This window comes from Clostridium sp. Cult2, from assembly GCF_021655075.1.
GTDB lineage: Bacteria > Bacillota > Clostridia > Tissierellales > Tepidimicrobiaceae > Schnuerera.
In genome coordinates, this window is the sequence record NZ_PPXX01000048.1 from 13,042 (window position 1) to 28,276 (window position 15,235).

General features: G+C 31.5%; 14 protein-coding genes and 1 pseudogene. 6 read left to right on the top strand and 9 right to left on the bottom strand.

Going from position 1 to position 15,235, the window contains the following annotated elements; genetic code table 11:
- Positions 1–63 precede the first annotated feature (63 nt).
- Positions 64–894, bottom strand: a complete 831-nt coding sequence (nadE, locus tag C3E90_RS04955) for an NAD(+) synthase (RefSeq protein ID WP_236914560.1) — start codon at positions 892–894, stop codon at positions 64–66.
- Positions 895–1,173: 279 nt separating this feature from the next.
- Here nadE and C3E90_RS04960 point away from each other — a divergent pair, with 279 nt between their 5' ends.
- Together C3E90_RS04960 and C3E90_RS04965 are read left to right on the top strand one after the other, a co-directional pair.
- A complete protein-coding gene (locus tag C3E90_RS04960) occupies positions 1,174–1,395 on the top strand; it encodes a hypothetical protein (RefSeq protein ID WP_236914561.1) in 222 nt (73 codons plus the stop codon).
- Complete coding sequence (locus C3E90_RS04965; protein ID WP_236914562.1) at positions 1,376–1,687, top strand: YbjQ family protein; 312 nt, start codon at positions 1,376–1,378, stop codon at positions 1,685–1,687. The genes C3E90_RS04960 and C3E90_RS04965 overlap by 20 nt, the downstream gene beginning before the upstream one ends.
- A 50-nt stretch (positions 1,688–1,737) precedes the next feature.
- Here the strand turns inward: C3E90_RS04965 and C3E90_RS04970 are convergent, their stop codons facing one another.
- The 3 genes from C3E90_RS04970 to C3E90_RS04980 form a co-directional block, all read right to left on the bottom strand.
- A complete protein-coding gene (locus C3E90_RS04970) occupies positions 1,738–2,817 on the bottom strand; it encodes a glycosyltransferase (RefSeq protein ID WP_236914563.1) in 1,080 nt (359 codons plus the stop codon).
- Between the two features lie 82 nt (positions 2,818–2,899).
- Positions 2,900–3,790: a YihY/virulence factor BrkB family protein gene (locus C3E90_RS04975; protein ID WP_236914598.1), complete on the bottom strand. Its 891-nt coding sequence runs from the start codon at positions 3,788–3,790 to the stop codon at positions 2,900–2,902.
- A 200-nt stretch (positions 3,791–3,990) separates the two neighbouring features.
- Positions 3,991–5,988, bottom strand: coding sequence for a S9 family peptidase (locus C3E90_RS04980; protein ID WP_236914564.1), 1,998 nt, complete (start codon positions 5,986–5,988; stop codon positions 3,991–3,993).
- A gap of 253 nt (positions 5,989–6,241) precedes the next feature.
- Between C3E90_RS04980 and C3E90_RS04985 the strand changes: the two are divergent.
- The 4 genes and pseudogenes from C3E90_RS04985 to C3E90_RS05000 all read left to right on the top strand — a co-directional run.
- Positions 6,242–6,793 (top strand): annotated as a pseudogene (locus tag C3E90_RS04985) (YfcC family protein); the annotation flags it as partial.
- Positions 6,794–6,836: 43 nt separating this feature from the next.
- Positions 6,837–8,048 (top strand): peptidase T, encoded by a 1,212-nt coding sequence (pepT, locus tag C3E90_RS04990; protein WP_236914566.1) that lies wholly within the window; start codon positions 6,837–6,839, stop codon positions 8,046–8,048.
- Between the two features lie 6 nt (positions 8,049–8,054).
- Positions 8,055–8,369, top strand: coding sequence for a hypothetical protein (locus C3E90_RS04995; protein ID WP_442870561.1), 315 nt, complete (start codon positions 8,055–8,057; stop codon positions 8,367–8,369).
- A 29-nt stretch (positions 8,370–8,398) separates the two neighbouring features.
- A complete protein-coding gene (locus C3E90_RS05000; protein WP_236914567.1) occupies positions 8,399–8,599 on the top strand; it encodes a hypothetical protein in 201 nt (66 codons plus the stop codon).
- A 52-nt stretch (positions 8,600–8,651) separates the two neighbouring features.
- Here C3E90_RS05000 and C3E90_RS05005 read toward each other — a convergent pair whose 3' ends face one another.
- The 5 genes from C3E90_RS05005 to C3E90_RS05025 all read right to left on the bottom strand — a co-directional run bounded on the left by C3E90_RS05005 (position 8,652) and on the right by C3E90_RS05025 (position 15,190).
- Positions 8,652–9,503 carry an HDOD domain-containing protein gene (locus tag C3E90_RS05005; RefSeq protein WP_236914568.1) on the bottom strand — a complete coding sequence of 284 codons (852 nt, stop codon included), beginning with the start codon at positions 9,501–9,503 and terminating at the stop codon, positions 8,652–8,654.
- A 170-nt stretch (positions 9,504–9,673) separates the two neighbouring features.
- The gene (locus tag C3E90_RS05010; protein WP_236914569.1) at positions 9,674–11,335 is read right to left on the bottom strand and encodes a hypothetical protein; all 1,662 of its coding nucleotides are present in this window, start codon (positions 11,333–11,335) and stop codon (positions 9,674–9,676) included.
- Positions 11,336–11,516: 181 nt separating this feature from the next.
- On the bottom strand, positions 11,517–12,578 hold the full coding sequence (locus tag C3E90_RS05015; protein ID WP_236914570.1) for an ABC transporter permease subunit: 1,062 nt from the start codon (positions 12,576–12,578) through the stop codon (positions 11,517–11,519).
- Entirely contained in the window at positions 12,575–13,606 is a 1,032-nt protein-coding gene (locus C3E90_RS05020; protein WP_236914571.1) for an ABC transporter permease subunit, read from the bottom strand. The genes C3E90_RS05015 and C3E90_RS05020 overlap by 4 nt, the downstream gene beginning before the upstream one ends.
- Complete coding sequence (locus C3E90_RS05025) at positions 13,607–15,190, bottom strand: sugar ABC transporter ATP-binding protein (protein WP_236914572.1); 1,584 nt, start codon at positions 15,188–15,190, stop codon at positions 13,607–13,609.
- Positions 15,191–15,235 lie beyond the last annotated feature (45 nt).

Genomic DNA, 15,235 nt, shown 5'->3' on the forward strand with positions numbered 1-15,235 from the left:
TAGACAGAGCATCCCTTCCAAAATGAATTTTGGGATCATAAAGAGGAAGGCTATGGAAAGTATCTATGGTAGGTGTAATTGTCTTGCTTCCCTAAACCTACTAAACTCTAACATTTCCTTAACCTTTTCTACACTTTCTCTATTTTCAGAGGACAAGTCTTCTCCTCTTTCAATTTTCATAAGTATCCTATCCAGTTCCCAATAGTCCATTCCTATGGCGAATTCGTCTGTAATACCAGGAGCAATATCTGGACTGGGTTTTTTATCTATTATTTTTTGAGGAATACTTAACTTCTTTGCTAATTCAAAGACTTCCGTCTTATATAGATGGCGTATGGGTTCAATATCACATACCTCATCACCCCATTTAGTATAAAATCCAGTTACATATTCGGTTTTATTGGTGCAACCAGCTACAGCATAGTTCTTTTTTTCAGCTTCAAAATACAGTACAACAGACCTTATCCTTGGTTTAGTTCTATAATAAGCTAAGGCTTCAAGAAACTTTTCATCTCCTTGAGTAGTCAAATCTTGGATAAAAGGGTTGTCCTCTTTTCTCCATATATTCTTTGAGTATATCCTTTGGACTGCTTTTGGAAAAGGAAAGGCAGGTGGCTTTAAGGAATAGACTCCAAGTTTTCTTAATATTCCAGTTATATCTATTTTCTCATATTCAATGTCTAGATAATTACATACTAATTTAGCATCATCTATGGTAGTAGAATCTGTGTCCCTTTCTGGTAATATAAGACCATAGACTTTATCTTTACCTATAGAATCTACTAGAAGTTTTCCCACCACAGCGGAGTCGATTCCTCCACTTATACCTATGACAGCTCCTTTAAACATATATTTATCCAAATTGATTTTAATAAATTCCTCTATATTTTTCATAATAGACCCGTCCTCTCTCCTTGAGATTGTATATCCTATTATAGTATATATTACCCCTATGATTGGAAAAATTCTAGAAGTATGGATTTTAAATATGAAATAGATGAAATTTTTTAAGAAAAAAAGGTATGCCGAAATTTATATTGCTTTGTGGGTGAAATACTATCATCCACTAATTTACCACAAATATAGTTATATTTACCTAGTAAATCATATACTAATAATGATATAATTAATTTAAGATTTTACTTCTGTTATATGGAATAGGAGAAGGATAAAATGAAAGCTAAAAAAATGATAGCACCTATAATAATCACCATTCTATTGATAATATATTTTTCGTTTTTCATCTGGGGTTGGTCTTATATTACTGTACCTTTCTGGGTAAAGATAATGGGGATACTAATCCCATTAGCACTAATGGGTGCTAGTGTATTTGTGTTGATTGAAAGAATAAAAGAGATAAGGAGTGGAGAGGAAGATGATCTTAGTAAATACTGATTATATAACTGGTAAAGAGTTAGAAATGCTTGGGTTAGTTAAGGGGAGTACCATCCAAACTAAAAACATTGGAAGGGATATAACCCAAGGATTAAAACACTTTGTAGGAGGAGAACTAAAAGCATATAATGAAATGATGAATGAAGCTAGAGCTCTTGCTACTAAAAGAATGGTGGAAGAAGCTGAGGAATTGGGAGCAGATGCAATAATTAATATTCGTTATTCTTCAGCTGCAATTATGCAAGGAGCTGCTGAAGTCATAGCTTATGGTACAGCAGTAAAATTCAAATAGGAACTGGAAAATTAAGGCTATAGCAAATATTTAGATATTTTGCTATAGCCTTATATTTCATCCCATATAACATGAATATACTTTTTTACGATATCTTCTTTTACATATTTTTTCGACTCTTCAAAGGCTTTAGTAGAATAAGATTTAAAGGTGTCTTCGTCTTTCAATATTTCTTCAATGGCCGTTTCTACTCCTTCTAGGTTTCCATAAGGAATCAATTTCCCAGCACCAGATGTTACAATGGATTTGGCTGCTGGATAGGAGTCATAAACAATTACAGGCATACCCACAGAAAAGGCTTCTACTAGAACATTTCCGAACCCTTCATAATTTGAGAGCAATAGTAGAATACTATTTTTGTCAGCTACTTCACTAATATCCTTGATAATGCCCTTAATATTTACTTTTGAACATTTTAATAATACCTTATTAAAGCCATAGCCATAGGCATTTAAACTATATTTAGGGTAGATTCTATTAGCTAATCTCATATATTCTTTAATATTTTTCTGTATAATATCAAATCTACCCATATACATAATATTATTAGTATGCTTACATATTTGATTTCTCTGTGTTTTAGAAGGATTGGGGACTATATATGATTTAAAATGATATTCAACCTGTGAATTATCTAAATATTTCATAATTTCCTTTTTATCTTCTTCTGTATAAAATAGGAATTTATCTATATATTTTAATCTATCTTTTATGAGGAAGGGAATTTTATCCTTGTCTATAGTTCCAAAGGTTATATCTGGCCTATTGGATTGAAAAATAATTATTTCATTTCTTTCTAAATCCTTCTTGGACATCATTAGTAGTTTTTGGACTCCAAAGACTATTACCTTAGATTCTGGAATAATAGACATTTCTTTTAATTCATTAGATTTATTTTTAAAAATTCTATTTTTATCCTTTGAATTATACTTAAAATTAGCAATTTCTACGTTAGGGAGTTTATCTAGCTTTATGCTTTTTTTTCTATATACTAAAGGGATTTCAACAAATCTTTGCTTAGGCATTCCCTCTTCTATCAATCTAATTATGGTTTGTACTCCACCTATAGTTTGAGAGCATCTATTGGATATAAAATAGACTATATTACTACTATTCAATTTATGGTTCATTTCAATTTTCACCTTGTTAATTTTATGTATTTATCATACTACACCTTATCTTTAGTTAAACTTAGGTTATTTATGTATGATTCTATTCTCTTTTTTCCTTTTTACAATCCTCCACTCCTGTATTTTTCATAACAGCAGCATAAGCTCCGTTTATCTCTCCACCTAATACTATCATAATACTGGTAATATAAAGCCATATTAATAATATTATAATCCCACCTAGGCTACCATAGGTTTTAGAATATTTGCCAAAATTGTTTACATAATAGGAAAAGACCATAGAGGCTATTATCCATCCAGTGGTGGTAAACACTGCTCCAGGCAAAGCATGGCTAAATTTTATATTTAGCCCCTCTTCTGGGGTAGGGCTTAGCTTATATAGTAGGGCAAATATTACTATCATAGATACGAAAGGAATTATAATCCTCATCAATTCCCATAGGTGATAGAATAAATTTGTGGCTCCAATTAACCCAAATAGATTATTACCAATAATTTCTCCAAAGACCAACATGGCTAATACTATTATTACTAAAAGAGCTAAAGCAACGGTAAATATTATGGCTAACCCTTTCAATCGCCAATAAGGTCTTTTCTTCTTTACATTATAGGCTTTATTAATGGCTCTTATTATGGCTGTTATTCCTAAAGAACCAGTCCAAAGGGCTAATATAATACCTAAGGACAAAAGGGTGTCTGAACTGGAAGTTACTATTTCTTTTACTATATTTTTAAGTAAAATTTGAGTATCTAAAGGGAGCATTATCAACAAATTATCCAATACATTTTCCTGAGTAATAGAAGTATATTTTAATATATTGAGAAAAAATATCAGAAAGGGGAAAATGGACAATATTAGATAATAGGTAAGCTGGGCTCCAACAGCTGTTATTTCGTCTTCTTTGACTCCACAGATGAGTTCATCAATAAAATAATACCATTTTTTATTTTTATGTTTTTTCAATCTATCCATAAAATTCAATACAAATCCCGCCTTAAATAAATTGATTAATTTTTGGTATCTATTGGTATAATACCATATTATAATATATAATAAATACCTTCACAAATATTATTGTTCTTAATGAATATTTTTATTGATTTAAATATGATAATCAATTTCTATGCTGCTTGTAGTACCTTAAAGTAGAATAGAGGGGTGAATCCCCTCTATTATTTTAAATATCTATGGAACCAATCTGTAATTTCTTTTAGTCTTCTGATCCTATGTTTTGGTTTTCCAGATCTACTCAATTCATGATTTTCTCCTTTAAATAGACAAAGCCTTGATTCTACTCCGTGGTATTTCAATGCAGTAAACATCTGTAATCCTTCAGCCATCCAGCAGCGATAATCTTCTTCTGAATGGATGAATAGAGTAGGGGTCATGACTTTATTAGCATATTTTAATGGAGAGTGGAACCACAATTTATCCATATCTTCCCAAGGAGTTGAGCCTTGTTGGTCGTCAACAAAATAATATCCAATATCCGTGGTAGCAAATTTTGAAATCCAATTGGATATGCTTCTTTGGGAGGCAGCTGCCTTAAATCTGTTGGTATGACCTATTATCCAGTTAGTCATAAACCCACCATAGGAACCGCCAGTGACTCCTAATCTATCTTTATCTATAAAGGGATAGTTTTCCAATACTATATCCGTAAATTTCATTAAATCATCATAATCGATGGTACCGTATTTACCCCTTATATTTGCAAAATCATCTCCTCTGCCATCACTACCTCTTGGATTACAGAAGAATATAGCATATCCTTCATTAGCCCAATACTGCATTTCATGGAAGAACACTTCACCGTAGACGGTTTTAGGACCTCCATGAATGTCCAATATTCCTGGATATTTTTTATTTTCATCAAAATCAACGGGTTTTATTACCCAACCCTCTATAGTTATTCCATTTTCCGTTTCAAAGGTTAACCTTTCAGGGAGGGATATTTTTTTCTCTTCCATTACCCACTCATTGAAGCAGGTCAATTGTTTTTCTTCATAATTATCCAACTTATATACTTCCTGAAGTTTATAATCTCTAAGGCCTATAAATGCTATTTTTCCATCTAGTACATCAAATCCATCTACTGAACCTTTTTCAATAGTTAATTTTTCAATATTTCCGCTAGTATCTATCCTATTTATGTAGGAACTATTATATTCAGTAGTGATAAAGTATAGATACTCTCCATCTACCTTTCTATTGGTACTACCTCCATATCTACAATCGGAACCTACAGAATTCCAAAGACTACTATCAAAATCCTTAGGAGTAATGACTTTTGTATTACCGTTTTTGTCCATTATATATATATAATCATTTTCGTTAAGACCATAGTTTTCCATATGGGAACCTGTAAAAATTATTTTATCTTCTAGAAAATCTGCATAGGAGTAGTTGAAGGGGTCATCATGAGTTATTTTTTCTAAACTATTATCTTCCATATTATAAATATATAGGTCCGATTTAATATGCATTTTATCGATGAAAGAATTAGTAATAAGTATTGCTTTGGACTTGTCCTGATTTAATTTAACACTTTCTACATTGGTAAATTCATCAGTAATTGGTGTAAGGGCATTTTCTTTCACATTATAGATATATAATCTATTCCTTTTTTTATTGATAAATCCTTGCCCATTGAACCAGAAGGGAATCTCATCTAAAACTTCATAATCCTTTTCTTCTTCTATTCGTTTATGGGCTTTTTTCTTCTCATCTTCACTAAGGTTTTCCAAACTTGGTTTATTGTAATCATATAGAGCTGTTAGGATAAAGTTATTATCATCTAATATTTCTATTTTGGTTACATTTAATGGAATTTCAAATACTTTATTAGCCTCTCCGCCTAACAAAGATATCTCATAATAACAGGTTAAATCTTCTCCCTTTTCTTTACGGGATTTATCTTTTTTATCCCTTAGAGCAGGGAATAATATGGTATCTTCATCTTTGAATAGAAAGCTATTTTCTCCCTTCCCAGAAGTTAATTTAAAAGACTTACCTTTTTCCATATTGTAGACGTAGATATTGGATAGATATTTATTTTCTTCTACATCCATTTCATGGAGAAGAAAAGCTAAATTTTTTCCATTAGGAGAATATTGAATTCCAGATAAAAACTTATACTTTGTAAAATCGTCTAAACGCAAATTTTCCATAAAAATCCTCCTTTAATTTTAACTATATATCCATTATACATGAAAAAATTGATATGAGTTTATTGTAAATGAAAATATTACAATATTTTGTCTGAAAGAGTATAAATTAGATGTAAAGGACTAAACTTTATTTGTTTTAGACTTAATGATTAGGTAAGAATTTACGGGTTTTATTTAAATTATTAGAAACAATAAGTAAAGAATGGATGATTTATGCAGTATTAAAGAAATTGATTAAAAAGTTCAAAAAGATCCAAACAACTCTTTAATTTCAGATGATATGGGTAGAATAGAAGAGAGGTTCTTAAAAGATTACAATCCTGATAATGTAGCACCTTTCAACTGGAGAAGAATACTAATACTTTTAGTATTTTTAGCAGCATTTCCAGTGATGATTTGGGGAGTATCCGTTGGTGGCTGGTGGTTTGCAGAAATGTCAGCATTATTCTTTGGAGTTGCTTTAGTAATAATATTCTTATCTGGACTTTCTGAAAAGGAAGCAGTTCAAATGGTGTTATTTAGTATATTAGGATTCTTTATAACTTCTTCATCAGGTTTAGCTACATTATCTATGCCTATAATGGCACCTTTAGCTGATAAAGTAAGATTATCTAGAGATATAGTAGTTACAGCTTATAACTGGGGTCAAGGATGGATGGCATTTATAACACCAACAGGGTTGATTTTAGCAACTCTTGAAATGGTGGATGTAACCTATGATAAATGGTTGAAATTCATATTACCATTAATGGGTATAGTAGGTGGTTTCTCCATTTTAATGTTAATATTACAGACCATAATATAAGATCCTCAAAAGCTAAGAAGTTTATTTAGAGAGGAGAGATTAAATGGATAGGATTATTGAAAGGTTTAAAAGATATATAGCAGTAGATACAAAATCGGATGAAAATTCAGAATCATGTCCTAGTACTAAGGGACAATTAGAATTAGGAGCTATTTTAGTAGAAGAATTAAAGGAAATAGGTCTTGAAGATGTAAAACAAGATGAAAATGGCTATGTATATTCTACATTAAAATCTAATATGGACAAAGAAGTACCTATCATAGGATTTATAGCTCATTTAGATACTAGTCCTGATTTAGATGGAAAATGTATAAATCCTCAAATTTTCACCTATGAAGGTGGAGATATTAAATTGAATGATAAATATTCTATGACTCAGAAAGAATTTCCTTTCTTAAAAGAACTTGTAGGCGAGGAAATTATAACAACAGATGGAACTACTTTACTTGGGGCAGATAATAAAGCAGGTGTAGCTGCTATTATAGATGCTATGGAATATTTAATAGAAAATCCTGAAATAAAACATGGAGATATTAAAATAGGATTCACACCAGATGAAGAAATAGGCAGAGGAGCAGATTTATTTGATGTAGAAGGGTTTAATGCTGATTTTGCTTATACTGTAGATGGAGGTCCTGTAGGAGAATTAGAATATGAAAACTTTAATGCAGCTAGCGTTAGAATAGAAATCCAAGGTAAAAACGTTCATCCGGGAGCAGCTAAAAATGTGATGATTAACTCCCTTAGAGTGGCTATGGAGATTGAGAGCATGTTACCTGTAGAACAGAAGCCTGAATATACAGAAGGCTATGAAGGATTTTATCTATTAGATGATATTACTGGAAATGTAGACCATACAGTGGTTAATTATATTATCAGAGATCATTCTATGGAAAAGTTTGAAGAAAAGAAAGCTCTATTTAAGGAAATTGTAGATTTTCTAAATAAGAAATATGGAAATATTATAGAGGCAGACATAGAAGATAGCTATTACAATATGAAAGAAAAAATAGAGCCTCATATGGAAATTATTGAACTTGCTAAAAAATCTATGATTGAATTGGGAATTGAACCTATAATCAAACCTATTAGAGGGGGAACAGATGGAGCCAGATTATCCTATATGGGGCTACCTTGTCCTAATATATTTACTGGTGGGTATAATTTTCATGGAAGATTTGAATTAATACCAACTGAATCTATGAAATTAGCCTCTAAATTGATAGTAAAAATCATTGAAAATAATAGCAACTAAAAAGATTTGGAGCCAAAAAGGGTTTTTCACTATTTCCAGGAGATTTCACAAATTCCAAGATGTACCTATGATGAAGAAAAAATTAGTAACTATATTAAAAGTGTAGGGGAAAAATTAGGTCTTGAAACTATTCAAGATGATTCATTAAATATAATAATAAGAAAGCCTGCTACTAAAGGATGTGAAAATTCTCCTGGAGTTATTATCCAAGGACATATGGACATGGTTTGTGAAAAGGAAGAGGATAGTGATCATGATTTTAAAAAGGATCCTATTAAATTAATTCTAGATAATGGCCATATAATCCTAAATCAGAACTAAGGGATAAGGCTTTAAAGGTCTATAGAGAAATGTTCAATAAAGAAATGGAATCAACAGTTATCCATGCAGGTTTAGAGTGTGGAGTACTTGCGGATAAATATCCTAACTTAGATATTATATCCATAGGACCAGATATGGCAGATGTTCATACGCCACAGGAAAGGGTAAGTGTTTCTTCTATAGAAAGAGTATATAAATACTTAATAGAATTATTGAAGGAATTAAAATAAGAAAAGGAACTCTTTGGAGAAATCCATAGAGTTCTCTTACTTATTTTTCTATCTATATTAAATCAAAACTATCTTTGTCCACAATCAAATCATGGGAACGAGATAGTAGCAGTTCTATATCATTGGGATTTAGATTTAAAGTTTCAAGTGCAAAAGAAGAAAAATTATATCTAAGTCCATCTACTCCAATACCAACTCCCATCATCATAGTAATTGCGTCGGCTATGTGGACTATAGAAACTAATTTTGGATCCATAGTAGATTTTTCTGGGGAATGGTGTAGGCCTATGGTTTCCACTAAATCCTTTGGGAAATTCCATTTCTCTGCAATTCTTTCCCCAACTTGGGCATGGTTAAACCCAAGGATTTCCTCTTCAGCTTCTAAGAAGGAAATTTTTCTATATTCAACTTTATTCACTATTGCATTATATTCTTTTTCTACATGATGATTTAATATGGTTTTACCAATATCCCTGAGAAGGCCACCTATATAGGCGGTTTCTGGATTGGTTATTTTCACTTTTTTAGCTATATATCTAGAGGTGATGGCGCAGGTTTGTGATTGGGTCCATAAATCGTTTTTTTCTAATGCATAACCTTTTAACGCACCAGCCATCATTTTGCTAACTGTAGAAGCTAAAGCCATACTTTTTATGGTTTGAAATCCTAATAGTATTGTGGCTTGAGAAACTGTGTTTATTTTTCGTGGATAACCATAATATGCAGAGTTAGCAAGTTTTAATATCTTAGAAGTTAAGCTTTGATCTTTTAATATTTCCTTTTCTAAATCATGAATTGTAGAATCTGGATCTTCTGTAATTTCTATGATTTTGTGAATTCTATTGGGTAGTACAGGCATATCATCGACTTTATTCACAATATGGTTTAACCTTGTATTATCCATAGTATAATCCCACCTTATAATGGTATATATATTATTATACTAGATAGATCAAGTTTTATATATAGATATAAGGTATTATTTAGAAAATTGACAAAATATGAATCCCCCTTTGGCATTTCAACCAAAAGGGGGAGGGAAATGGATTACATTATTAAACAGATAGTTTAAAACTATCTGTTTAAGTAGATAATCTTTCCATTTTTCTTATGGTGGTTATCCTTATTTGATAGAATACTCAAAGACAACTTACCAAAAGGGGTAATGCTAATATTTGTAGTAGGGCAATGGCTATATTCCAATATTCCCATTATCCCTAAATATTTATACATTTCAATAAGAAGACCATAGGAATAGCTATTGTCAAAGGGGAGATTGCTCAATTTATATGGTATCCCTTCTTTTAAATTGATTAATATTTCTAATACTTTTTTATCATAAAACAGATCTTCACTCCAAATGTATTGTAGAAATAAGCTATATTTTTCTTCGTCACTTAATCTCAAAAAATTAGAACTAATTTTTGTTACAGATAAAAAATTATCTCCAAGCTTCACCAATCTATTATTAAGGGAAAACTTATAAAAAAGGTGGAGCATTGGGAAATCTTCTTGATTTGGTGATTTTTTTGCTATGGTTTCTCTGTATTCCATTATATCGTTTAACTCAATCAAATGTTTCCTTTTAATATATTTTCTTTTTGATGTTGTTTCCAGAGGATTACTCATTATATATAATAGGAATTTTTCGTAATCCATAATAAAATCGAAAGCGTCTTCATTTAACTCATGGCTTATACCATTGGCAATATTCCTACTGATATTAAAGGGGGTTTTAATTTGTTTAAAATCATCTATATATAGAAACCTATTTTTGCTTATTTTTAGTATATCTTCATAGGATTTTTTATAAATTGGATTCTTGTTTTTCAAAAATCCTATATATTTTTTCAATGTTGAAATATAAGAGCTAAATTCCTTTTGGGTTGTAATAAACCCATCATTGATGGACTCTATCAGCATAGATTCGATATCAAACTGGTCTAAATCATAAAGGGATAATTCCTCTTCCATTAAATAGTATTCAAAAATATTGATTAAATTGGTAATATGTTTTTTTATTTGTAGCCTAGACATATAATTTTGCAAGTAATTTTCAAATTCATCTAATTCATCATAAAGAATATTAGTAATATCCTCATCCATATCCATTACTTGATATACACATTCCGTATAAATCCTATAGACATTAATACTATATATTTTTAGATATCTATCTATGGATAGTTCAGGAAATCTAAACCTTATTCTATTATAATCTACAAAGACTTCCCCAATAAACAAGTCCTTAACTGCATGGGGTAAAAAACTAATATTTCCAATAAAGCCTTCATAGTCGATTATTCTTCCTATTCTCCCAAAGATAAGGTCTGATGGTTTAAGAACACTGGACATATTGGGTTCCCATATGATACGTCTTTTTCTAGTCAATAGGTCTAATATATATATATTATCGCCTTTAATATTCTCTACTTCAAATAAGGAGATAAAGGATTTATTTCTCTCTATTAGTATTTCCTTTTCTAAGCTGGTAAGGTAAGAAGATTTTTCTTCTAGCATATGTTCTATAAAAGATTTGCCATAATTAGTCCTATAATCGATACTAATCCAGACATTAAAGGCAACTTTAGTCTTTTGTTCATCAAAATCAGGATAATAAAACTCTATAGAGTCCAAAACTTTATCCTTTTTTACAAATTCATTTATATATTTAATCAGTTTTTTTGTTGTATTCTCTTGAATAGTTTGTATCTGATTATAATCTAGTCTGTTCATATTAACCTCCATAAAAAATAATTGTCAGGCTAATATATATTATATATTAATATTAAATATTCTGCATGAAAAAAGGATAAAATTCAAAAAAATTTTGGTTAATAAAATGGAAAGGTGATTTTGAGAATTGACGAAGAATCTCAGTTATGAGATTCTTCGTTTCATTCAGAATGATTATAGGTTAATTGTCAATTGACAAGGAGGTTTTAGATTTGTCTTTTTCCCAAGCGTGAAGTAGTAGCGCTACACCTATAACTCCGTAGGCCACAAACACTCTAAAGTATTCACCAATTTGGGCATTGTTCATTAGATTTTGTCCTGCTAATGGAGATATGATGAACAATAAATGGAATAGGAAGGTACCTATTAAAGCTTCTTTCCAAGAAGCTTTGTCCACTGTAGCTCCACCTACTAGGAGGGAGGCTACAGCAAATAATCCTACCTGTTCGTGGCTACCATAGGTATTTAATGTTCCTATATTTTGGAGGAATATTATCTGACCCCAAGCAGCTAGTACTGTGGATATGATAATGGCAATTATTCTGGTTCTATCTACATTAATACCTGAAACTTCTGCTATATGCATATCCTGTCCTACTGCTCTCATATCCTGTCCTAGTTTTGTCTTTAAAAAATAGCTTACCAATAGATATAATAATATTGTTAATATTAAGGTGGCCACTGGATATTTGTTTAGCCATTGGAATAAGCCTAAATTGATTTTATGAAAGGGGATTAATTTATCTAAGGAATATCTTACTCCTGCTAAGTCTACTGTATTTTTAAGGCCTACACCAGAGGATAAGAGTAAATTCTTATTTCTAAAGGGAATCAAAGTGCCTGCCAATATTAAAAACACCAGTTGATAAACTCCGTTGGCAAAGAATCCTAAAATCATACTAGTAATCATTTCTTTTCCCTTTGCCTTATTTAAAACCTTGCCTACTAAAAATCCAAAGAGGATGGCAAGGGGAGTGGATATTATAACACTTAGAAAAAATCCTAATCCTCCACCAATATGATAATTGGTAATGGCTATTAAACCAATTTGACCTGCCATAGCTCCTAGAACGATTCCAAAATTTAAACCCATTCCAGTTATTACAGGGATTATCAAAGATAGAACGAGGATTAAATTCCTTGCAAGTCGAATAATCATTTCATTCATCAAAAAACTAGCTGGAAGGCCAGTAAAAAAGAAACCTGCAATACATAATATTAAAAATATTATGGGTACCATCATGCTGTATCACCCCCTGATCTTGTTAGAGCATAGAGGATTATTCCATTACTTACAATTGCCCTTATGACTTCAGACATACTACCTTCAGATAATATATTGATAACGGGGAGAGCAACTACCAATAAAGATTGGAATAGTAAGGTTCCAATTATTACATGGATTATTCTTGCTCGCTGTAGGGTAGCACCACCTATTAATATAGCTGCCACTGCTGGCATAGCAGCATAAAGGGGAGCATTATATAGTTGTAAAAACCCAAAAGCTTGACTATACACTATTATTCCCACTGCAGCCAATACTGTGGAAATGATAGTGCCTGAAATCCTTTCCTTATCTACATCAATGCCATTAGATAAGGCGAACTTGGCATTACTGCCAGCTACCATCATAGTTAAACCTTTTTTACTTCTACTGTAAATCCACACTATTAAAGCGCAAAGGGCAAAGAACAATAACAATCCAGTAGGGATTCTTACGTTACCAATATAAAAATGCCAAAAATTATTTAATACATGGGCCATAGAAGATTCTAAGGATACGGTAACACGAAGGCCATTTCCACCATAAGCCCAGATTAGCTCTGGACTTTTAAAAGGAGCTACTAACCAAAAAATACACATTAAAGAAACTACTGAAAAACCTATATAGGTTCCAACAGTCATTTCTTGTCCTTTAATCCTGTTGAGCATCTTTCCATAGAAATAGCCAGCTATAACAGCCAATGGCACTGCTATTAATATGGAGATTAAGAATCCTAAAAACCCTGATAATTTAAATTCAATACTTACTAAGGCTCCAATTAACCCAAATACAATACCTAAGGGTATATTGAAATTTAAGCCTATTCCTGATTGAACAGCTGGTATCATAGCTAGAACCAAAATAGCATTCATTCCAAAACGGACTAATATATCTGTAATCAAGCTTGAAAGAGGAATTTTTAGATAGACGGCTAATATTATCAATCCAATTAAAAATAGGGCAATTATTAGCCGTGGAACCCCTATCTTACCTATAAATTTTTTCATTTAATTCACCACCTTGTCTAAGCTTTCTCCAGCCATTAGGAGGCCAAAATGTTCGTCAGAGGCATGGGGGGTAAGGATACCCTTTACCTTTCCATCATATATGATAGCTATTCTATGAGAGATTTGACGAAGCTCACCTAATTCACTAGAGGTGATGATAATGGTCATATTCAATTCTTTATTCAATTTGACTAATGTATCCAATACCAGCTTTTTAGCCCCAATATCTATACCACGAGTAGGTTCTGAAACCAATAGCAAATCTGGTTCTAAAGTTAATGCTCTAGCTATACACACTTTTTGCTGGTTGCCACCACTTAAATACCTGGTATGTTGTTTAGGGCCTGTACATCTAATGTCTAACTCTTCAATCATCTTTAAAGTATATTCTCTAACAGATTTATTATCTATTAAATTTATTGGACCAATTTTTTTTAAAAATCTATTTTGAATTTCCAAACTAGAATAAATGATATTAAAATCTATAGGGTCGTCTAATAAAAGCCCCACTCCTCGTCTATCTTCAGATAGAAAGGCTATGGAAGAATTTAAACTTGTTCTTGGGTCGTTTAAGGGTAGGTTTTTACCATCTTTTATTATGGTTCCCCATGTTTCATATAAACCCATAATTCCATTGGATATACCAATTTTTCCTTGGCCTGCTAGACCGCCAATTCCTAAAATCTCTCCTTTTCTCACATTTAAATTCAATCCTTTAACCCTTTCACCAGGCATATTGACTTTTAAATCCTTTATTTCCAATATATATTCATCTTTAATATTTCTCTTATCATCTACTGTACTAACCATATCAATATTTCGTCCAACCATTAATCTAGCTATATCAACAATGCTTATTTCATCAGTTTCTATGGTTTTAACCATTTCACCATCCCTTAAGATGGTAATAGATTGGGTTATCTCTTTTATTTCATCTAATCTATGGGATATAAATAATATGGATATACCCATATCTGAAAGTTTTTTAACTACATCTAAAAACTGAGAGGCTTCTGTTTCTGTAAGGACTGCTGTGGGTTCATCTAATATTAATAGTTTTAATTGATTTTTATCAATTTCCCTGGCGATTTCGATGAATTGCATATAACCAACGGGTAGGCCTGCTAAAGGCAAATATTCATCTACTGTCATATTCAATTTGTCCAAAACTTTCCTAGAATCCTTTGCCATAGCATTTTTGTCTAATTTCTCTAATTTTTCACCAAATATTTTACTCAATAGGGTAGGCTTAGTTCTTTCTCGATTAAGTTTAATATTTTCTGTTACGGTAAATCCTGGAATAAGCATAAATTCTTGGTGAACCATACCTATCCCAATATTCATAGCATCTTCGGGTGACTTTGGGGAAAAGGGCTTTCCGTTGATGAATATTTCACCATCAAATCCGCCAGTTGAATGGATAACTGGCATTCCAAATAGTATATTCATCAAGGTTGATTTTCCAGCCCCATTTTCTCCTACAAGACCATGAATCTCTCCTTCTTTAATGGATAAGGAAACTTTATTTAGAACTCTATTTTCACCATATAATTTTGTAATATCTTTCATTTGGAGTAAATCCATTAAACTACCTCCTTAGTTTAAGAAAAAGGAGGTCGCAAGAACGAC

What these genes read in the sequence shown, in the direction of transcription:
- nadE (WP_236914560.1), bottom strand. Translation starts at nt 894, where the DNA reads ATGAAAAATATAGAGGAATTTATTAAAATCAATTTGGATAAATATATG.
- C3E90_RS04970 (WP_236914563.1), bottom strand. Translation starts at nt 2,817, where the DNA reads ATGAACCATAAATTGAATAGTAGTAATATAGTCTATTTTATATCCAAT.
- C3E90_RS04965 (WP_236914562.1), top strand. Translation starts at nt 1,376, where the DNA reads ATGATCTTAGTAAATACTGATTATATAACTGGTAAAGAGTTAGAAATG.
- C3E90_RS04960 (WP_236914561.1), top strand. Translation starts at nt 1,174, where the DNA reads ATGAAAGCTAAAAAAATGATAGCACCTATAATAATCACCATTCTATTG.
- C3E90_RS05005 (WP_236914568.1), bottom strand. Translation starts at nt 9,503, where the DNA reads ATGGATAATACAAGGTTAAACCATATTGTGAATAAAGTCGATGATATG.
- C3E90_RS05020 (WP_236914571.1), bottom strand. Translation starts at nt 13,606, where the DNA reads ATGAAAAAATTTATAGGTAAGATAGGGGTTCCACGGCTAATAATTGCC.
- C3E90_RS05025 (WP_236914572.1), bottom strand. Translation starts at nt 15,190, where the DNA reads ATGGATTTACTCCAAATGAAAGATATTACAAAATTATATGGTGAAAAT.
- C3E90_RS05000 (WP_236914567.1), top strand. Translation starts at nt 8,399, where the DNA reads ATGTTCAATAAAGAAATGGAATCAACAGTTATCCATGCAGGTTTAGAG.
- C3E90_RS04975 (WP_236914598.1), bottom strand. Translation starts at nt 3,790, where the DNA reads ATGGATAGATTGAAAAAACATAAAAATAAAAAATGGTATTATTTTATT.
- C3E90_RS05010 (WP_236914569.1), bottom strand. Translation starts at nt 11,335, where the DNA reads ATGAACAGACTAGATTATAATCAGATACAAACTATTCAAGAGAATACA.
- C3E90_RS04980 (WP_236914564.1), bottom strand. Translation starts at nt 5,988, where the DNA reads ATGGAAAATTTGCGTTTAGACGATTTTACAAAGTATAAGTTTTTATCT.
- C3E90_RS05015 (WP_236914570.1), bottom strand. Translation starts at nt 12,578, where the DNA reads ATGATGGTACCCATAATATTTTTAATATTATGTATTGCAGGTTTCTTT.
- pepT (WP_236914566.1), top strand. Translation starts at nt 6,837, where the DNA reads ATGGATAGGATTATTGAAAGGTTTAAAAGATATATAGCAGTAGATACA.